Origin of the sequence: Ruegeria arenilitoris, from assembly GCF_013031355.1 — a bacterium.
GTDB lineage: Bacteria > Pseudomonadota > Alphaproteobacteria > Rhodobacterales > Rhodobacteraceae > Ruegeria > Ruegeria arenilitoris_C.
In genome coordinates this window covers 471,303-490,711 of record NZ_WPZO01000001.1, presented here as the reverse complement: position 1 = coordinate 490,711, position 19,409 = coordinate 471,303, and the positions used below count along the sequence as shown (strand labels likewise).

Below are 19,409 nucleotides of genomic sequence, written 5' to 3'. Positions count from 1 at the left end.
CATGCGGATCGTGTTCAAAACCGACTATCTGCAGGATATCCGCCCCTGGAAGGATCGCTATCAGCTCAGCCTCTACATGATCCTTCTGGCAATTGTCGCCGCTGCACCGTGGTGGCTGGACGATTTCTATCTAGGGGAACTGACAAACGTCCTGATCTGGGCCATCGCCGGGCTCGGCCTGATGGTACTGACCGGCCATACCGGGCAGGTCAGTCTGGGTCATGCCGCCTTTTTGGCCTTTGGGTGTTACGCCAACGTCATCCTGATTGAGGCGGGCGTGCCGTTTCTGGTCGCCTTCCCTCTGGCCGGGATCTTGACGGGGATTGCCGGAGTGACGGTCGCCATCCCAGCCCTGCGACTGCACGGTATCTATCTGGCGATCTTTACCATGGCGCTGTCGATCCTGATGGATGACGTGATCGTTCTGGCCGAGCCGCTGACGGGCGGCGTGGCGGGCAAATATCTGGGCGGTGTCGAGATATTTGGCCATCTGGTCGACCGCTGGGCCACCCCTGATCAATTCTTCTGGCTGGTTCTGGGTGTCGCTGTTCTGGTCACCCTCGGCTATATCAACCTGCTGCGCGCGCCCTTGGGACGCTCTTTCATCGCGGTGCGCGATTCCGAGATTTCGGCGCAGGCGATGGGGATCGATATTGCCCGCACTAAGATGACTTCGTTCGCCCTGTCCTGTGCCATCACCGGCTGGGCCGGCGCACTGATGGGCATGTACGCAGGTGCGTTCAACAACGAGACGTTTAGCGTTCTGATCTCAATCCAGTTGCTGATGATGATCGTGATCGGTGGACTGGGCTCGATCCACGGCGCATTCCTTGGCGCCATCGTGATCGGGTTTCTGCCGCAATTCCTGTCGATCTCAAAGGAATACGTGGGTGCGCTGTTCGGTGGCAACACGGTCGCCATTCCGGGGTTGGAGTTCGGGATCTTCGGAATGATCCTGATCGCCTTCATCCTGTTCGAGCCGATGGGCCTTTACGGTCGCTGGCTGAAAATTCGAACCTGGTTCGAGCTGTTCCCCTTTTATCGAAAGGACATGTTCAAGCGCCAGAAATCCTACCTCAAGACGGAACGCCTGCGATGAGCCTGTTGGAGTTCGAAAACGTCACCCTGAAATTCGGCGGCCTGGTTGCGGTCAACGATCTGTCCTTCTCGGTCGAACAAGGTGAGGTCTTTGCAATCGTCGGTCCGAACGGTGCGGGCAAGTCCACCGTCTTCAACCTGATATCGCGGTTCTATGACCCTTTCACCGGGGCGATCCACTTTGACGGCCACAATCTGCTGCAGGTTAAACCCTCGGGCGTGGCGGCCTATGGCGTGGCGCGTACGTTCCAGAATATCGAGCTGTTCGAGCACGCAACTGTTCTGCAGAACCTTCTGGTCGGACGGCATCGGCATCGCCGCACCAACCTGCTGTCCGAGGTATTGTTCCTGCCCTCGGCCCGGCGGCAAGAAGTCGAAAATCGCGAAGAGGTCGAAGAGATCATTGATTTCCTCGATCTGCAGGCTTACCGCGACAAGATGATCTCGGGCCTGCCGTATGGCGTGCGCAAGGTGGTTGAGGTTGCGCGCGCGCTGGCCACCGATCCCAAGCTATTGTTGCTGGATGAACCGGCCTCGGGGCTGTCGGTTGAAGAGACCACGGACATGCGCTGGTGGATCGACGATATTCGGCGGCAGATGGGTATCACCGTGTTGATGGTCGAACATGACATGGGGCTGGTCTCGGGCGTGTCCGACAGGGTTTTGGCCATGGCCGACGGCGCAAAACTGGCGCTTGGCACGCCCGCAGAGGTGCAATCCCACCCCGCCGTGGTCGAGGCCTATCTGGGGAAAGCCTCATGAGCGATCCCGTCCTGACCATCCGCAACGTCGAAAGCTTCTATGGCCCGATCATGGCCATCCGCGGCGTGTCACTGGACGTGCATCGCGGGCAGATCGTCTCGATCTTGGGGGCGAATGGTGCGGGAAAGACGACCCTGATGAAAACCGTCTCGGGCGTGATGGACCCGGAAAAAGGCAAGATTACCTTTGACGGCACCGAAATACAGGGGTCCGAGCCGCATAAGGTTGTCGAGATGGGCATCGTTCACGTCCCCGAAGGGCGTGAGGTCTTTCCCTTGATGTCAGTCGATGAAAACCTCAACCTCGGTGCTTATACCTTGGCCGACAAATCCCGGATCGACCACAATCGGGAACTGGTGTTTACCTACTTTCCCATCCTGAAGGAACGGCGCACCCAAGAGGCCGGAACCCTGTCGGGCGGCCAGCAACAGATGCTGGCCATCGGCCGCGGTCTGATGGCGAACCCGAAGATCATGCTGCTGGACGAGCCGTCTCTAGGCCTGTCCCCACTGCTGGTGCAGGAAATCTTTGGAATCCTCAAGCGCCTGAACGACGAACAGAACGTGACCATGATGCTTGTCGAACAAAACGCCAAAGCGGCGCTGGAACTGGCCCAACACGGCTATGTGATGGAAGTCGGCCGCATCGTCATGGACGGCGCGGCAGATGTGTTGATGCAGTCCGAGGACATCCAGAACTTCTATCTGGGCGTGCGGGAAGACGGCGCGCGGGAAACCCGCCGTTGGAAACGCAAAAAGACGTGGAGGTGAGCGGTTGAATATCAGCACCCTGCCCCCTCAGACCAACATCAACGGCGTCTGGTTCAACGCCACCGCCGGTCAGCGCCCGGTGCATGTGGACGAATGCACCACCGTCACCCAACTTTTTCAGAAACGCTGTGCCGCGCTGGGGGACCGGACCGCGCATCGTGAAAAGGATCTTGGGATCTGGAGATCCTATTCGTGGACCGACTATTGGCAGCACGCCAAATGGATCGGGCTGGCCTTGCGCAAGCTAGGCCTCAAACGCGGTGAAGTCGTTTCGATCCTGTCCGAAGACCGAAAGGAATGGGCCTGGTTCGACATGGGCATTCAGGCCGTCGGCGGCATCGTGTCGGGCGTGTACACGACGGATTCAGCCAATCAGTTGAACTACCTGATCAATGACAGCGACAGCCGGTTCCTGATCGTCGAAAACGAGGAACAGCTGGACAAATACCTTGAGGTCGAAACCGAGGTTCCGGGCCTGCTGAAAATCATCATTCTTGAAGATGAGGGCTTGCACGACCTGACCCATCCCCGCTGCATGATGATTGACGATCTGTATAAGCTGGGACAACAGGCCGAGACCGAAGACCCGACACGGTTCGAGGCCGAGCTGGCGCTGGCGTCCCCTCAGGACACAGCGCTGCTGATCTACACCTCGGGCACCACTGGCAAGCCCAAGGGCGCCATGCTGAGCCACGAGAACATTCTGGCCGCCATAGAAAGCGGCGCCCGCGCCCTGCCCGCCTTTGAAACCGACGAACAGCTCTGTTTCCTGCCGCTCTGCCATATCCTCGAACGCGCGGTTTCGATCTATTTCCCTCTGGCAGCGAAATGCGTGGTGAACTTCGCCGAAAGCCCCGAGACGGTTTTCGCTAACCTGCAAGAGGTCTCTCCCACCACTTTCGTCGCCGTGCCGCGTGTATGGGAGAAGATTTATTCTCATGTCCAGATCATGACGCAAGACGCCACCCCGACGGGCCGCGCTGCGTATCGGATGGCCCTGAAGGCCGGGATTGCTCGGGCCGAGTATATATGTGCAGGCCAGCCTGTACCGGCCAGTGTTTCAGCGCGGTTCTGGCTGTGGGATCGTCTGGTGTTGCGCAACCTGCGGCGGATGTTGGGAATGGACAAATTGCGCCGCGGTGGCAGCGGGGCGGCGCCAATCTCGCCCGAATTGTTGCGATGGTATTGGGCCATTGGTGTGCCGCTGGTCGAGGGGTTCGGGATGACCGAAACCTCGGGGTTGGCGACCCTAAACAGCGTTGAGGCCAACAAGATCGGCACCGTTGGTCAGGCCATCGCCAGCAATGACATCCGTATTTCGGATGAAGGTGAAATCCAACTGAAAGGCCTGAACATCTTTCAGGGTTATTGGCGCAACAATGCCAAAACGGCCGAAAGCTTCACCGCTGATGGCTGGCTGAGGACTGGCGATCTGGGCCATATCGATGATGAGGGGTTTGTCACCATCACCGGACGGCTGAAGGACATCATCATCACCGCAGGTGGCAAGAACATCACCCCAGCCGAGATCGAAAGCCGGTTGAAGTTTAGCCCCTACATCTCGGACGCGGTGATTATTGGGGACGCGCGGAAATATCTGACCGCCCTGATCATGATCGATCAGGAAAACGTCGAGAAATTCGCGCAGGATCAGAAAATTCCGTTTTCGAGTTTCGCCTCGCTCTGCGCAGCGCCCGAGGTCAAGGATAAGATCGAGGTCGAAGTCGCTGCGGTCAACAAGGAATTCGCCCGCGTAGAACAGATCAAGGATTTCCGCCTGATCGATGTACTACTGACCGCCGACGACGACGAGCTGACCGCGACGATGAAACTGAAACGCAGCTTTGTGGAACAGAAACACGCGTATCTTATTGAAGACATGTACAAATAAGGAAATTTGAACAGGGAGGAGAAGTAATGACCAAAGGGATCAAAGGCCCGGCTACAGCCGCCGTTTTGACGGTGTCCGCAACCTTGGCTTCAGCGCAGACTCAGGGCGTTACGGATGACGAGATCGTCATCGGCTCGGTCAACGACCTGAGCGGTATTTTCGCCGCCGTCGGCGTGCCGGCGACCAAAGGCGCAAACGTGGTGTTCGACCGGGTCAACGCAGCCGGAGGTGTGCATGGCCGCACCATCCGCTATGTGGTCGAGGATAACGGCTATCAGATGCCGCGCGCGATGCAGGGCTATAACAAGCTGCTGAACCGCGACAAGGTGTTCGCCATGCTGCAATCCTTGGGCACCCCTATGAACTTGGCCGGGTTCAAACTGCTGGATCCCAAGGGCATTCCGAACGTTGCCCCGCTGACGGCATCAACCCAGATGTTGCAGGAGCCGATTAAGAATAAGTTCACCTCCTTCTCTACCTATTTTGACCAAAGCCGTATCGGCGTGAAATATCTGGCAGACCAATTCGGGTCGCAGAACGTTTGCACCATGTATTTGCCCACAGACTTCGGCGAAGAGATTCTGGAAGGCAGTAAGGCTGGTGCTGAAGAGGCTGGTATCGCCTTCGTGGCCGAGACGACGCACAAGCCGGATGAAACCGACTTTGTTGGCTCACTCAGCAAGCTCAAGGAAGAAGGCTGCGATATCGTCACAATTGCCCTGGGTGTGCGTCAGGCCATCACGGTTGTTGGCACGGCCAAAAAGATGGGCCTGACCGATATGAAATTCATGGGCACCGCAGCAAGTTTTCTGACCGTGGTCGCTCAGGTTCCGGGCGGAGTGACGGATGGGTTCTACGCCGCCGCCTCATGGCAGGACCTGTGGGCGCGCGCAGATGATCCCGTGCCTGCTGCCTTTATCGAGGAATACAAGGCCGCAACCGGTGAAGACCCCGTCGGGTTTTCAATGCTGGGTTATTCCGCCGCCGAAATGATGGTCAAAGCGCTGGAGGCCGCTGGGCCCGATCTGACCCATGAGAGCTTTATCGCGGCCATGGAAAGTCTGGACTATCAAGACGATCTGGTTGGAAACCGCATGACCTATGGACCGGACGATCATCAGGGGGCTGACACCGTATTTGTCAGCGTGGTGGAAAACGGAACCTGGAAACTGGTTTATGAAGAATAGCCAAACAGAAAAAGGGCCCGCGCAAGCGAGCCCTTTGAAAGTCGTATTCCGCAGCGATTAACGCTTGGAGAACTGGAACGAACGACGCGCTTTGCGCTTACCGTATTTCTTACGTTCCACAACGCGGCTGTCGCGGGTCAGGAAGCCTGCAGCTTTCAGCGCGCCACGCAGCGACGGATCGTACAGCTGCAGAGCTTTCGAGATGCCGTGCTTGACCGCACCGGCCTGACCGGTCAGGCCACCGCCTTTAACGGTTGCGACAACGTCGAATTCACCTTCGACACCGGCAACCTGGAACGGCTGGCGCAGGATCAGCTGCAGAACGGGACGCGCGAAGTACTTGTCCTGGTCTTTGCCGTTCACGGTGACCTTGCCGGAACCCGGCTTGATCCAAACGCGTGCAACAGCGTCTTTACGCTTGCCGGTGGCGTAGGAACGGCCCAGCTCGTCACGTACGGGTTCACGCACGATGACTTCTTCGGCCACGGTTTCAACGCCTGCGACGGCGCTCAGCTCTTCGAGAGTATTGATCTGATCAGCCATCGGTCATTAGCTCCGGGTGTTTTTCTTGTTCATGGACTTAACGTCCAGAACTTCGGGGGCCTGGGCTTCGTGCGGGTGCTCGGCACCGGCGTAAACGCGCAGGTTGGTCATTTGCTGACGCGACAAACGGTTGCCCGGCAGCATACGCTTGACCGCTTGGGTCACGACGCGCTCGGGGTGTGCACCCTCGAGGATCTGCTGCTTGGTACGCGACTTGATGCCGCCCGGGTGGCCAGTGTGCCAGTAGAAGTTCTCTTCGCGCTTCTTGCCGGTCATCTGGATTTTGTCAGCGTTGATCACGATGACGTTGTCGCCCATGTCCATGTTCGGGGTGAACGACGCTTTGTGCTTGCCACGCAGGCGCATGGCGACGATCGAGGCAAGACGGCCCAGAACAACGCCCTCGGCGTCGATCAGGATCCATTTCTTGTCGATGTCTGCAGGTGTTGCAGAAAAGGTTTTCATGGCAGGATAGTCCTGTTTGATGTGAAAGACCGCCCCAAGACAGAGCGGCCCGAATTCGATGGAGCGTATTTAGAGGGGAGTGTTGCGCAGGTCAACAACAGCAAACTCTTTTAAATTGAGTAATTTCAATAAGTTAAAAAATAGGTATTATTTTACCCCACATTTAGACGCTGATTTGCTCGGGTGGATTGTCCAACAGCCTGCGTAACCGTTGCATCGCGTCTTCAAACCGCTCCAGCGACACATGTCCATTCATCGCAATGCGCACTGCATTTGGAGCTCGCCCGTCGCGCAAGGCAAATTCATCGGCGGACCGCAGTTGTATCCCTTCCCGCTCGGCCGCGCGCGTGAAGGAGCCGGCACGCCAGCCGGACGGCAGGTTGAGCCAGACAAAGGGAACATCCGGCGCCCAATTGAGGTCAAACCCACCCAGCGCGTTCACTGCCACACGAACATAGTCGCCCATCCGAACGCGCACATCCTTGGCGATCTGACGGGTCCGGGGGTCGGACAGCAACAGCCGGGTCAGCTCTGCCAAAGGCTGGGCCAAACCGAAATACCCGTACTCCGCAGACCGCCGCAGATCGACGCTCCTTTCACGGGGGGCAATAGCAAACCCCACTCGCAGCGATGGCGTCAGGATTTTCGAGATCGAGGACACATGCCACCCCCGTTCGGGAGCCAAGGCCCGATAGCTGGGTTCGCGTGCGTCGCCCATACGATAGCAATCGTCCTCGATGATCTGCAGATCAAAACGCCGGGCGACCTCAACAACCTCTTTTCGGCGTTCAAGCGGCGTGTGTGAGCCGGTCGGGTTCTGAACTTCGGGCGAAACGCAGACAGCCTGGGCCGCAGTTTGACGCAGCACATGTTCCATGGCCGTGGGATCGACCCCCCATTTGTCCATCTTCACGCCGACCACATCGGCACGCATCAGCTCTCCGGCACGGCGGAACCCGGCATAGGACAGGTCCTCAACCAGAACCACAGGCTTGGGTCCGCGCAGAATTGTCTGAAACACCAGGCACAAACCATTCTGGCCCCCATGTGTCAGTACAATGTCGTCATGGGTCACCGCACCCAGCGGCAGGTCCGACAGCCACTCGACCACCGCCTGCCGCATGGGTTGATAAGCGTCTCGGGTCGGATAGTTCAAAAACAGCCCCGGATCGGCTTGCGAAACTTTCTGCAGACATTCACGGATCAGAGACACCTGCCCCATATCCGCCAATCGCGGGCTGAACAGGCTGACATTGGCGTTGTATTTGTCATCTCTCAGATGCAGTTGCCTAGCCCAAACATCGTCCAGAATGGGCGATTTCGGAGGCGCCACAAATGTACCACGCCCAACCTCGGCTTGTAACAATCCCTCATCGGTTAGAATCGTATAAGCTCGCGCGACAGTTCCTGGAGTGATTTGTAACCGATACGCAAGTTCTCGCACCGGAGGCAGCTTGGTTCCGACCTCCAGTAATTTGTTATCAATAGCTTTTCGGATTGTTTCTGCGACCAGAGTGTACTTCGGTCCCTTGGATTTCGGTAGTGACTCTGGCCAAATTGTATCCATTACAATTCTTCCTTTGATTTTGACACAATCCTGAATGTATCAATCGTTCATACCGAACACTCATGCTTTGTGTCAATACAATTTGAAAGGATACCCACTATGACACGCGCAATGCACAACCCCGCCCTCATGCTGCTGAACGACAGTCCCCGGCTGCCGCTGATCGCCGCGCTGGCCGTGCGGTTTGCGGCGACTGTGACACAGTGGGAACGCCAACGCCGTAGCCGAGTCAATTTGTCCAATCTGGACGACAGGCTTCTGAAAGATGTCGGCCTGACCAGATTTCAGGCCCGCAATGAATACACCCGCTACTTCTGGCAGGATTAAAAGTTCCCCAGTCCCTTGACGGGACCTCTTCCTGGCCGGGCTCTGCCCGGCCTTTTTTATCCGAATGCCGCGGCAGCGGACCCCTCGGGTGGAAGTGAATAAGTCATGGTTGCCCGGGCGACGGGCTTGTCGGACCCTTCCGAGAACATCAAAACATCGCCGACCGCCAGATTGCGACCCAGTTTCAGCAGTCGGCACTGCGCGATCATGTCCTTACCGCCTTCGGGCTTGCGCAGAAAATCAAGCGAACTGTTGGTGGTCACCGCCAATGACTGACGCCCCTTGCGGGCCAGAATCAATGCATAGACGCACACATCCGCCAAGCCGAACATAGAGGGCCCAGACACGGTTCCGCCGGGACGCAAGTGCCTGTCTTCGACCACCAGCCGCATGACAATCGAGTCCTCGGTCAACTCCTCAACAACGAAATCCCGGTGCACCTGCGGAAAGATCTGCTTCATGTATTCCATCAGATCTTCTCGGCCCATTTCCAATGCCATACTTCCCCTCCTCGATTTGCCGACCTAGAGTTGGCCCGACATCAGATCGGAGGGCAAGATGGCAATTCTGGAACGTAACGACACAGGCGCGATAGCATCCCTAAAAATGAACGCGCCCAAGAGCCTGAATGCCCTGAGCGATGAGATGCTGGCCGCCCTGCAATCCGAGTTTGATGCCCTTCGGGAGGACAGCTCGATTCGCGCCGTGATCCTTTCAGGCGAGGGTAAGGCGTTTTGTGCTGGCCATGACCTGAAGCAGATGACCGCCGGGCGTCAGTCCGAAGATGGTGGCAAGGCCTATTTCCAGGACCTGTTCGCCAGATGCGCGCAGATGATGCTGTCGATCCAAGCCCTGCCCCAGCCGGTCATCGCACAGGTTCACGGAATTGCCACGGCAGCGGGGTGCCAACTGGTCGCCACCTGCGATCTGGCCGTCGCCGCTGAAGGAACCCGGTTTGGTGTCAATGGTGTTAATATCGGCCTGTTCTGCTCGACACCGATGGTTGCGCTCAGCCGGAACATCCCGCGCAAACGCGCGTTCGAAATGCTGACGACCGGCGATTTCATCTCCGCCGAAAAAGCGGTCGAGCTGGGTTTGGTTAACCGCGTCGTGCCCGAAATGTTGCTGGAACACGAAACGGCGGCCCTTGCGGATCAGCTCGCGGACAAGCTGGGATCCGCTGTGAAGATCGGCAAACAGGCGTTCTACAAGCAGTTGGATATGTCGATCGAAGAGGCCTACGCCTATACCGGAGAGGTAATGGCACAGAATATGCTGCACCGGGATACCGAAGAAGGGATATCCGCATTTATCGAAAAAAGACCGCCAAATTGGCATCAATAGGGCGATTGTTGCCAACATTTTTAAAGACTGTCCTCATTTTTGCACTTTTCAAAAAGGCGACACTGTGGCAATGGTGGGACAGAGCATATGCTCTGGAGACACTTTTGGGTCGCCGTGGGCGGAAGGTCCCTCCAAGCTGGTTTCTCTCACCGGCGTCGACATTCCCGCAGCGGCGACCCCAAAATCCCCCTAATTCACAAACGATGCGCCTCGTGTTGCGTTGAGCGGTGCTGTGCCCTATGTGGCAGCGCATGACACAGAAATTGCATATCGTGGGCGGCGGCATGGCCGGGTCCGAGGCCGCGTGGCAGGCGGCGGAAATGGGCGTGGATGTTGTGATCCACGAAATGCGGCCCAAAGTGGGCACATTCGCGCACCAGACTGGCAACCTGGCCGAGATGGTGTGTTCGAACTCGTTCCGCTCGGACGACGACGAACAGAACGCGGTGGGCCTGCTGCATTGGGAAATGCGCCAAGCAAACGGCCTGATCATGACAACTGCGGACGTGCACCGGCTACCCGCTGGTGGCGCGCTGGCCGTGGATCGCGATCCCTTTGCCGAAGCGGTCACCGAAAAGTTGCGCTCACATCCCCGGGTCGAAGTCACAGGCGAAGAGGTGACCTCGCTGCCCGATGACGGCCACTGGATCTTTGCCACTGGCCCCCTGACTTCGGCTAAACTGGGTGAGGCTATTCGGATCGAGACGGGTGCCGAGTCCCTTGCGTTTTTCGACGCCATCGCCCCCATCGTCTATGCCGACAGCATCGACATGAGCAAAGCATGGATGCAATCGCGCTATGACAAGGGCGAGACCGAAGAAGAACGCACCGCCTATCTGAACTGTCCCATGGACCGCGATCAGTACGAGGCGTTCATCGATGCCCTGCTGGCCGCCGACAAGACCGAGTTCCATGAAGGTGAGACAGCTGGTTACTTCGACGGATGCCTGCCGATCGAGGTGATGTCGGAACGCGGACGCGAAACCTTGCGCCATGGTCCGATGAAACCGGTTGGTCTGACCAACCCGCATCAGCCGGATGTGAAACCTCATGCGGTGGTGCAGCTGCGCCGAGACAATGCCTTGGGCACGCTGTTCAACATCGTGGGCTTTCAGACCAAGATGAAATACGGCGCGCAGACCGAGGTGTTCCGGATGATCCCAGGCCTTGAGAACGCCAGTTTTGCACGTCTGGGCGGCATCCACCGCAACACGTTCATCAATTCACCCACGCTGCTGGATGCTCAGATGCGCCTGAAATCCAAACCGAACATCCGTTTCGCCGGACAGATTACCGGCGTTGAGGGCTATGTCGAAAGCGCGGCGATGGGGCTTCTGGCCGGTCGTCTGGCCGCAGCTGAAATTCTGGGCCGTGTGTTGCCCGAAGTTCCGCAAGACAGCGCCATGGGAGCCCTGATCCACCACATCACCGGCGGGGCCGAGGCCAAGACCTTTCAGCCAATGAACGTCAATTTCGGCCTGTTCCGCCCCGTAGACGGGCTGAAGGGAGGGCGCCGAGGCCGCAAGGATCGTTACAAGGCCTATACGGATCGCGCCAAAGCCGAATGGTCAAACTGGCTCGCGCATTGCTGACTGGACGCACCCCGACCTGCGTCCTAACATCAGTGTATGAGCGACAATAAGATCAAAGAAAGCTACAGCTTGGAAACGCCCGAGGCCTCAAGGGCGCACTATCAAAAATGGGCCTCTTCCTATGATGCCGAAGTTGGTGCGCACGGTTACGCGACACCCGCTCGCGTGGCCGAGGCGCTATGGTCCAAAATGCCCGAACCCCAGACACCTGTTCTGGACTATGGATGTGGCACCGGCCTGTCAGGTGAGGCCCTGCATGCCGCCGGTTTTCAGGTGATTGACGGTATCGATCCGACTCCCAAAATGCTTGAAGGGGCCTTGGCAAAGGGTGTCTACCGCAAGCTCTCCACTTTTGAGATCACGGACCCGAACCCGTTGGAGGAAGGCGCCTACAAGGCCATCGCCGCCATCGGTGTAATCAGTGTGGGTACAGCGCCGCCCGAGGTGTTTGATATTCTGATGCGCGCCCTGCCCCAAAACGGGCTGCTGGCTTTTTCCTTTAACGATCATACGCTTGCAGATAAATCTTATACCGTTCGGCTGAATGACTGGCTGGATATGGGGGCCGCGCGGCTTCTGTTCCGGGAATATGGCCCTCATCTACCGGGCATGGACTTGAAATCTGACGTATATGTTGTTGAGAAAGCGTGATATTTAAGACCCGTTTCGCGCCGTCGCCCACTGGCCCTTTGCACTTGGGGCATGCCTATTCGGCGATGCTGGCCCATGATTTTGCCGCAGTTGAGAACGGACAGTTCCTGCTGAGGATCGAGGATATCGACCGCTCGCGGTCGCGGTCCCATTGGGAAGATCAAATCTATGACGATCTGGGGTGGTTGGGCCTTCGCTGGCCCGAACCCGTGATGCGGCAATCGGATCGCTTGGCCACCTATGACAAGGCGCTGGATGATTTATGGGCGCGCGGGTTGCTGTACCCCTGCACATGCAACCGCAAGGATATCGCTGCCGCCGCCAGTGCGCCGCAGGAAGGCGCGCCATTGCATGGGCCGGACGGGATCATTTATCCCGGAACGTGCCGAGCGAAATGGCAACCGAGTTCAACAATTGGTCCACGCCCTAAGGACGTACCACTGCGCCTGGATATGGCCGCTGCTGGCAGGCTGCTTTTGAACGCCACGCAAGCCGACACCACCATTGGATCGTTTCAGGAAGACGGTGCTGGACCCGATGGCGAGACGGGCGCCATCACGTTCTCTCTGGATGACCTGACGAAAACCATTGGCGACGTCGTGTTGTCCCGGCGCGATATGGGCACGTCCTACCACCTGTCAGTGGTTTTGGATGACGCCGCGCAAGGCATCACCCATGTCATCCGCGGTCAGGATCTGTTCGAAGCCACACGCATACACGTGGTACTGCAGGGTCTGCTTGGGCTGCCGACGCCGTGCTACCTCCATCACCGACTGATCCGGGATGAGGTAGGTAAACGTCTGGCAAAACGCGACGATGCGCGGGCGATCTCGAAATACCGGGCCGAGGGGGTCTCAACTGCGGAAATCCGGGCAATGGTTGGTCTGTGACCGGATCACTCCATCGGTGACATCAGTTCGACTTCGGCCCCGTCCCGAACGGCAGTGTAGAAGCAGGTGCGGCGGTTCGTATGACACGCGGCACCGGTCTGGCGCACCAGAACCAGCAAACAATCACGGTCGCAATCAAAGCGGAAATCAACCAATTCCTGCACATGCCCCGAGGTTTCGCCCTTGATCCAGAACGATTGACGGGACCGCGACCAATAGGTCACACGCCCGGTTTCCAACGTCTTCTCAACGGCTTGGACATTCATCCAGGCCATCATCAACACCTCGCCGGTGCTTTCGTCCTGAGCAATGGCCGGGATCAGACCGGCCTCGTTATATTTTAGTGCGGTCGGGTCAAATGTGACTGTAGCGGACATGAGAAAACCTTTTGCATCCCGGTGGATGCTCACTATGTATGGGGAACAGACAACGAGGGAAAGCCATGTCCGGCGATAACGATCTGATAAAGCTCTATTCCGGCCGCATTCTGGCGCTGGCCGCGGATATTCCGCATCTGGACCGGCTTGAAAACCCCGATGCCACGGTGAAGAAACGCTCGCCCCTGTGCGGTTCGACCGTGACCGTGGATGTGAAGATGCAGGATGGCAAGGTCTCGGATTACGGGCAGGACGTGAAAGCCTGCGCTCTGGGTCAGGCCTCGGCTGCGGTTGTTGGCGGCGCCATTGTCGGCGCTACACGGGCTCAGGTTGAAACCGCTCGTGATCAGCTGTCCGCCATGCTGAAAAAAGACGGTCCGGCGCCTGAAGCGCCCTTTGACGGGCTCGAAGTGCTGATGCCTGCGCGGGATTACAAGAACCGCCATGCGTCGATCCTGCTGGCGTTAGAGGCGGCGTCCGAGGCCATGGAGCAGGCCGAACAGGCCAATTGCGCCTGAACGTGGCTTTCTGCCGCAAACCTGTCTAACCTCGGCCAAAATTTGGGGAGTGACTGGTTTGAACAATCTGCTTGAGCATTTCGTTACCCTTTGGGTCGTTATCGATCCTATTGGCACGATCCCCGTTTTTATCGCAGTCACCGCCACCCTGACCGCCTCGGCCCGTCGGAAAACGGCCCTTCTCGCCGCTCTGGTCAGCGCCGGGGTTCTGCTGTTCTTTCTGGTGTTTGGCCAGTTGCTGATCGAAGCACTGGATATCGGCCTGAACTCGTTTCAGGTCGCGGGCGGCATCATCCTGTTTCTTTTTGCACTGACGATGATCTTTGGCGAAAGCAAACAGGTTGTCGAACAACACGAAGCCGAGGAAGAGCTGGAAAGGCCGTCGCACCGTCCCAACCCGGCGATCTTTCCGCTGGCGGTTCCCTCACTTGCATCCCCAGGGGCTATGTTGGCCATTGTGATCCTGACAGACAACCATCGCTACAGCGCTGCAGATCAGGGCATTACGGCATTGGTGATGCTGACCGTCATTCTGATTTCGTTCGTTTTAATGCTGTTGGCCGACCCGATCATCCGACTCATTCGGTATTCGGGTGCCGCCATCATCAGCCGTGTGATGGGGATGATTCTGGCCTCGGTCGCGGTGAATTCCGTGTTGTCGGCCATGCTTGAAATCATCAAAACTGGTGCGCTTTAAAAAAAGCCGCCGCACCTTCCGGGCGGAAAGGGCGGCGGCAGGTTGTGCGTGTCTCGTGTGGGGTCCGGATAGCCGCGCAGGGCCGAGGCAGGCCCTTCAAGGGAAATGGGACAGGCAGGTCACCCTTGACTGAAATGGGGATGACAGCACGGTATGATCGGCACGAGATCGCAGGCAGAAAGGGTCAGAACGTTCCGGGCAGGTGAAGGGCCACCATCAGCATGACCACCAGAGACACGGCCCCCAAAGCATCCTGCAACAAAGTCGATTGCGAACGGCTAATTGCGGTCTTGATCTGGGTCAGCATGGTCTCACCTCCGGTCGAGATTTAATCCTTTGTTGACCTTTTGTTCTCATATTTCGCCGAGTCGGTAAAGAACTTTTTGAGAACATTTGTGAACTTACGGGAACATAATCCCTAACCTACTGAAATCAAACGGATTGCCTGATCCTGTTTCATCAACCACAAAAGAACGCGTGCCGCCTGCCCTCGGTCCGATTTCAATTGCGGGTCTGCCGCTAGCAGTGCCCGGGCGTCTGTTTGGGCTGTGGCCATCAATCCGGCCTGCCGTTCAAGGTCTGCGATCCGGAATTTCGGGAGACCGGATTGCGCTGTGCCGATCAAATCCCCCGCACCACGCATTTGCAGATCGGTTTCCGAAATTCTGAATCCGTCCTCGGTTTCGCGCAGTACCTCAAGCCGCTTCCGCCCACCTTCGCTGAGTGGAGGTTGATACATCAGCAGACAGGTCGAATCTGCTTCGCCACGACCAACACGACCGCGAAGCTGGTGCAATTGCGCAAGACCGAAAATCTCGGCCCGTTCGATCACCATGATCGACGCATTCGGGACGTTGACGCCGACCTCAATCACGGTTGTGGCGACCAGAACCTTTGTATGCCCCTCCTGAAACGCCTTCATTGCGGCATCTTTGTCTGCCGAGGGCATCTGTCCGTGCACCAACCCGACCGTTCCTTCGCCCATAATAGCGCGCAGGCGTTTGAACCGTTCCTCAGCCGCCGTCAGGTCCGAGACCTCAGACTCATCGACCAGAGGACAGACCCAATAGCACTGGCGCCCTTCGGCGATGGCGCGGCGCAAATGGGACACGACCTCTTCCATACGTTCGGTGCTGACAATGGCCGTTTTGATCGGCTTCCGACCCGGGGGCTTTTCATCCAGCACCGAGACATCCATATCGCCATACTGCGCCAGCGCCAGGCTGCGCGGGATCGGCGTAGCCGTCATGACCAGAACATCCGCTCCCCGCCCCTTTTCGGACAATTCCATCCTCTGCCGGACACCAAACCGGTGCTGTTCATCGACGATGGCAAGACGCAGCGCCCTGAACTCAACGTCATTTTGGAACACGGCATGTGTGCCGACCAGGATGTGAATATCGCCGTTCTTCAATGCCGCCAGTTTAGCGCGTCGTTCAGCGCCCTTGTCGCGGCCGGTGAGGATGTCCAGAACAACGCCGGCGTCCTCGGCCAATGGCCGCAGCCCCTCCAGATGTTGTCGGGCCAGAATTTCGGTCGGAGCCATCATGACACCCTGCCCGCCTGCTTCGACAGCAACAAGCAGCGCCATGAACGCCACCAGAGTTTTTCCCGCGCCCACGTCACCCTGCAGCAACCGGTTCATCCGCGCATCCGAGGCCATGTCGGCAGCTATGTCATCAATCGCCCGCATCTGCGCACCGGTGGGCTTATACGGAAGGCTGGCCAGAACCTTTGCCTGCAAAATTCCGGTCCCGACGCTGACAATGCCCCGCGCCTTCCGTTCACGCAGCCGCGCCAGAGCCAACGTCAGCTGATGCGCAAAAAGCTCATCGTAAGCTAGCCGCTCGCGCGTGGGCGCATGAGCAGCAACATCATCCGCCCCTTGCGGATTATGCGCAGCCGCAATTGCAGCCAACCAACCTGACCACCCCTGTTTCGAGACCAGAGCCGGGTCAATCCACTCCTTCAGGTCCGGAGCACGCGCCAAGGCACTGCGCGCGGCCTTGTAGGCGGTCTTCTGCGTGATCCCCTGCGTCAGATGATACACCGGTTCAAAGTCGGGAATGTCCTGCGCCTCTTCCACCGGCAGCATGTGATCCGGGTGAACCATCTGCGCCATGCCATCGAACAACTCAAGCTTGCCCGAGATTACACGACGAGAACCCTGCGGCAGAACTCGTTTCAAATAGTCGCCGCGCGCATGAAAGAACACCAGTTGGAAATCCGCTTGATTATCCTCGACATGCACCCTGTAAGCGCCGCCCTTGTTGCGTGGCGGCCGATGTGCGCCAACGGTCACCTCAACCGTCAGGGTAGTCGGCAGATCGGCGCCCTGAATGGTGTCGCGGCGCCTGCGGTCGATGACGGCGTAAGGCAGGCTGAACAAAACATCACGCGGCGAGTCAGTGCCCGCCTGAATCAGAACCTGCGCCGTTTTCGGCCCCACGCCATCCAGCGTTTCAAGACCCGCGAACAAAGGGAATAACTGTTCTGGACGTCCGCTCATGCGGTTCCGATCAGCTGCAGCCAACCATCCTCGTCCAGCGTTTCAATCCCCAGCTCAGCAGCCTTTTTCGCTTTGGACCCTGCACCGGGACCAGCCACCAGAATATCGGTCTTTTTGCTGACCGAGCCCGAGACTTTTGCACCCAACGCTTCGGCTCGAGCCTTGGCTTCGGCGCGGGTCATCTTTTCCAATGTGCCTGTGAAAACAACAGTCTTTCCTGCGACCGGGCTGCCGGTTGTGTCCGGGCGCTTCGCTTCTTGCACGTCCAGTTGCACAACAAGCGCGTCGATACTGGCGCGTTCAGCTTCTTGCGCAAAGGCGGACACGAGGGCGCGGGCCATGATTTCGCCAACGCCGTCGACGCTCAGCAGATCGTCCCACTCGGGGCCTTCGAAATTGGCCGCGGCCGTTACGGCACTTTCGAAGTCGGACCATGTGCCATAATGGGCGGCAATCAGGTTCGAGGCCGCCTCGCCCATATGGCGGATACCCAATGCAAATAGCAGTCGGCCAAAAGGTATCTTGCGCTTTTCGTCAATCGCGACCCACAGGTTACCGGCACTTTGCGCGCCCCACCCTTTGCGGTTGGCCAGCTTGTTCAGGTTCCCGGCATCGCGCGCCTGCAAGGTGAAGATATCGACCGGCGCTCTGACCGGAAGGTCGGGATCGTCATAGAACATCTCGATCTGTTTAGCGCCCAACCCTTCGATGTCGAAAGCCTTGCGTGAGACAAAATGCTTCAGCTTTTCGACTGCCTGCGCGGGGCAGATCACGCCACCGGTACAGCGCCGAACGGCATCGCCTTCCTCACGCACGGCATCGCTGTTGCATTCAGGACAGGTCGTTGGAAAGTCGAATGGTTCGGCGCCCTCGGGGCGCTTTGAGATGTCCACATCGGCCAGTTTGGGGATGACGTCACCGGCGCGATAGACCTGCACCCAGTCGCCGACACGAATGTCCTTGCCGCCGCGGATCGTACCACCTTTGGCATCCCGGCCTGCAATATAGTCCTCGTTGTGCAGTGTAGCGTTTGAGACTACCACGCCGCCCACGGTCACCGGATGTAGCCGGGCAACCGGGCTGAGCGCGCCGGTTCGCCCCACCTGAATGTCGATGGCTTCAAGCCGGGTCCAGGCCAGCTCGGCCGGGAACTTATGAGCGATCGCCCAGCGAGGGGTTGTGGACCGGAACCCTAGTCGCCCCTGCAGGGAAAGATCGTTCACCTTGTAAACGACACCGTCAATATCATAGCCCAGCGTAGACCTCTGAGCCTCGATATCCCGATAGTGGTCCAGCATCTGACTAGTCGTTTCGCATAGTCGGGTTAGCGGGTTGGTGGCAAATCCTAAGGCATGCAATCGGTCAATCGCGCCCATCTGTGTATCCGACAATGGCTCGGACAATTCACCCCACGCATAGGCGAAGAACCGCAGCGGCCGTGACCGCGTAACGGCCGAATCCAGCTGCCGCAAAGACCCTGCGGCCGCGTTTCGCGGGTTGGCAAAGGGCTTTTCTCCGGCCTCTTCCTGCCGGGCGTTCAGCTTTTCGAAGTCCTCATGCGACATGTAGACTTCACCACGCACTTCCAACACTGCTGGCGCATCCGCTATGGTTTGTGGAATGTCCGAAATAGTACGGGCATTCGCAGTGACGTTTTCTCCGACCTCGCCATCACCGCGGGTAGCGGCCTGAATTAGTTTTCCATTTTCATATCGCAATGAAAGCGACAAACCGTCGATCTTGGGTTCGGCGGTGAAGGCCAACGGCTCTGCACCGTTCAACCCAAGGTATTTCCGGATCGAGCGATCAAAGTCCTGGACGTCTTCGTCATCGAAGGCATTGCCCAGCGACATCATACGTACGGCGTGGGTGACTTTGGAAAACCCGTCAGCCGGTCGCGCACCCACCTGATCCGAGGGGCTGTCGGCCCGTTTCAGATGAGGGAATCGTGCTTCGATTTCGGCATTGCGGAGTTTGAGCGCATCGTAGTCGGCATCGGAAATCTCCGGCGCGTCTTCTGCGTGATACAGCGTATTTGCCCGCGCAAGCTGTTCCGCAAGCTGCGCCAATTCTGTCCGCGCGGCGTCCTCTGTGAGGTCAGATACCGGAATCAATTTGCTCATGGCCTCGCCCTGTCACGTATTCTTGGACCTCAGTGATAGGGCGAGGCCATGGCTAGGTCCAGTCGTGCTGTTCAGTGAGTGAGAAAGGTCGCCCCGGA

Annotated in this window: 20 protein-coding genes; 12 read left to right on the top strand and 8 right to left on the bottom strand. The window is 58.1% G+C overall.

The annotated features are described in order from the left end of the window. Window position 1 precedes the first annotated feature (1 nt). The 5 genes from GOX63_RS02410 to GOX63_RS02390 are packed head-to-tail and all read left to right on the top strand — an operon-like array spanning window position 2 to window position 5,708. Window positions 2–1,099: a branched-chain amino acid ABC transporter permease gene (locus tag GOX63_RS02410; protein ID WP_170544689.1), complete on the top strand. Its 1,098-nt coding sequence runs from the start codon at window positions 2–4 to the stop codon at window positions 1,097–1,099. Next, the gene (locus tag GOX63_RS02405; protein ID WP_170544686.1) at window positions 1,096–1,860 is read left to right on the top strand and encodes an ABC transporter ATP-binding protein; all 765 of its coding nucleotides are present in this window, start codon (window positions 1,096–1,098) and stop codon (window positions 1,858–1,860) included. The genes GOX63_RS02410 and GOX63_RS02405 overlap by 4 nt, the downstream gene beginning before the upstream one ends. Further along, window positions 1,857–2,630, top strand: a complete 774-nt coding sequence (locus GOX63_RS02400; RefSeq protein ID WP_170544684.1) for an ABC transporter ATP-binding protein — start codon at window positions 1,857–1,859, stop codon at window positions 2,628–2,630. Before GOX63_RS02405 ends, GOX63_RS02400 begins: the two co-directional genes overlap by 4 nt. A 4-nt stretch (window positions 2,631–2,634) precedes the next feature. Beyond that, window positions 2,635–4,521, top strand: a complete 1,887-nt coding sequence (locus tag GOX63_RS02395; protein ID WP_170544681.1) for an AMP-dependent synthetase/ligase — start codon at window positions 2,635–2,637, stop codon at window positions 4,519–4,521. Between the two features lie 26 nt (window positions 4,522–4,547). Continuing rightward, window positions 4,548–5,708: an ABC transporter substrate-binding protein gene (locus GOX63_RS02390; RefSeq protein ID WP_170544679.1), complete on the top strand. Its 1,161-nt coding sequence runs from the start codon at window positions 4,548–4,550 to the stop codon at window positions 5,706–5,708. Between the two features lie 57 nt (window positions 5,709–5,765). Here the strand turns inward: GOX63_RS02390 and rpsI are convergent, their stop codons facing one another. The 3 genes from rpsI to GOX63_RS02375 all read right to left on the bottom strand — a co-directional run bounded on the left by rpsI (window position 5,766) and on the right by GOX63_RS02375 (window position 8,283). Further along, a complete protein-coding gene (gene rpsI, locus GOX63_RS02385) occupies window positions 5,766–6,251 on the bottom strand; it encodes a 30S ribosomal protein S9 (protein WP_039535473.1) in 486 nt (161 codons plus the stop codon). Between the two features lie 6 nt (window positions 6,252–6,257). Then, window positions 6,258–6,716 carry a 50S ribosomal protein L13 gene (gene rplM, locus GOX63_RS02380; RefSeq protein ID WP_170324880.1) on the bottom strand — a complete coding sequence of 153 codons (459 nt, stop codon included), beginning with the start codon at window positions 6,714–6,716 and terminating at the stop codon, window positions 6,258–6,260. Between the two features lie 163 nt (window positions 6,717–6,879). After that, window positions 6,880–8,283 carry a PLP-dependent aminotransferase family protein gene (locus tag GOX63_RS02375; RefSeq protein WP_170324879.1) on the bottom strand — a complete coding sequence of 468 codons (1,404 nt, stop codon included), beginning with the start codon at window positions 8,281–8,283 and terminating at the stop codon, window positions 6,880–6,882. A 99-nt stretch (window positions 8,284–8,382) separates the two neighbouring features. Between GOX63_RS02375 and GOX63_RS02370 the strand changes: the two genes are divergently transcribed. Continuing rightward, entirely contained in the window at window positions 8,383–8,610 is a 228-nt protein-coding gene (locus GOX63_RS02370) for a DUF1127 domain-containing protein (RefSeq protein WP_170324878.1), read from the top strand. Window positions 8,611–8,666: 56 nt separating this feature from the next. Here GOX63_RS02370 and GOX63_RS02365 read toward each other — a convergent pair whose 3' ends face one another. Beyond that, on the bottom strand, window positions 8,667–9,110 hold the full coding sequence (locus GOX63_RS02365; protein ID WP_170324877.1) for a PaaI family thioesterase: 444 nt from the start codon (window positions 9,108–9,110) through the stop codon (window positions 8,667–8,669). A 58-nt stretch (window positions 9,111–9,168) separates the two neighbouring features. Between GOX63_RS02365 and GOX63_RS02360 the strand changes: the two genes are divergently transcribed. The 4 genes from GOX63_RS02360 to gluQRS all read left to right on the top strand — a co-directional run bounded on the left by GOX63_RS02360 (window position 9,169) and on the right by gluQRS (window position 13,087). After that, window positions 9,169–9,954, top strand: a complete 786-nt coding sequence (locus GOX63_RS02360; RefSeq protein ID WP_170324876.1) for an enoyl-CoA hydratase — start codon at window positions 9,169–9,171, stop codon at window positions 9,952–9,954. A gap of 251 nt (window positions 9,955–10,205) precedes the next feature. Continuing rightward, window positions 10,206–11,546, top strand: coding sequence for a methylenetetrahydrofolate--tRNA-(uracil(54)-C(5))-methyltransferase (FADH(2)-oxidizing) TrmFO (gene trmFO / locus GOX63_RS02355; RefSeq protein WP_170324875.1), 1,341 nt, complete (start codon window positions 10,206–10,208; stop codon window positions 11,544–11,546). 36 nt (window positions 11,547–11,582) lie between these two features. After that, entirely contained in the window at window positions 11,583–12,197 is a 615-nt protein-coding gene (locus GOX63_RS02350) for a class I SAM-dependent DNA methyltransferase (protein WP_170324874.1), read from the top strand. Then, entirely contained in the window at window positions 12,194–13,087 is an 894-nt protein-coding gene (gene gluQRS / locus GOX63_RS02345) for a tRNA glutamyl-Q(34) synthetase GluQRS (protein ID WP_170324873.1), read from the top strand. Before GOX63_RS02350 ends, gluQRS begins: the two co-directional genes overlap by 4 nt. A 5-nt stretch (window positions 13,088–13,092) precedes the next feature. Here the strand turns inward: gluQRS and hisI are convergent, their stop codons facing one another. Continuing rightward, window positions 13,093–13,464, bottom strand: a complete 372-nt coding sequence (gene hisI / locus GOX63_RS02340) for a phosphoribosyl-AMP cyclohydrolase (RefSeq protein WP_170324872.1) — start codon at window positions 13,462–13,464, stop codon at window positions 13,093–13,095. Between the two features lie 65 nt (window positions 13,465–13,529). On the opposite strand from hisI, the gene GOX63_RS02335 reads away from it, so the two are divergent. Together GOX63_RS02335 and GOX63_RS02330 are read left to right on the top strand one after the other, a co-directional pair. Beyond that, window positions 13,530–13,982 (top strand): iron-sulfur cluster assembly scaffold protein, encoded by a 453-nt coding sequence (locus tag GOX63_RS02335; protein WP_170324871.1) that lies wholly within the window; start codon window positions 13,530–13,532, stop codon window positions 13,980–13,982. A gap of 58 nt (window positions 13,983–14,040) precedes the next feature. Further along, the gene (locus GOX63_RS02330) at window positions 14,041–14,679 is read left to right on the top strand and encodes a MarC family protein (RefSeq protein ID WP_170324870.1); all 639 of its coding nucleotides are present in this window, start codon (window positions 14,041–14,043) and stop codon (window positions 14,677–14,679) included. 184 nt (window positions 14,680–14,863) lie between these two features. Here GOX63_RS02330 and GOX63_RS23935 read toward each other — a convergent pair whose 3' ends face one another. From GOX63_RS23935 to ligA, 3 genes are all read right to left on the bottom strand, one after another. Beyond that, a complete protein-coding gene (locus tag GOX63_RS23935) occupies window positions 14,864–14,986 on the bottom strand; it encodes a hypothetical protein (protein ID WP_302477112.1) in 123 nt (40 codons plus the stop codon). A gap of 111 nt (window positions 14,987–15,097) precedes the next feature. Next, window positions 15,098–17,188, bottom strand: coding sequence for an ATP-dependent DNA helicase RecG (recG, locus tag GOX63_RS02325; protein WP_170544676.1), 2,091 nt, complete (start codon window positions 17,186–17,188; stop codon window positions 15,098–15,100). Then, window positions 17,185–19,311, bottom strand: coding sequence for an NAD-dependent DNA ligase LigA (ligA, locus tag GOX63_RS02320; protein WP_170324868.1), 2,127 nt, complete (start codon window positions 19,309–19,311; stop codon window positions 17,185–17,187). Before ligA ends, recG begins: the two co-directional genes overlap by 4 nt. Window positions 19,312–19,409 lie beyond the last annotated feature (98 nt).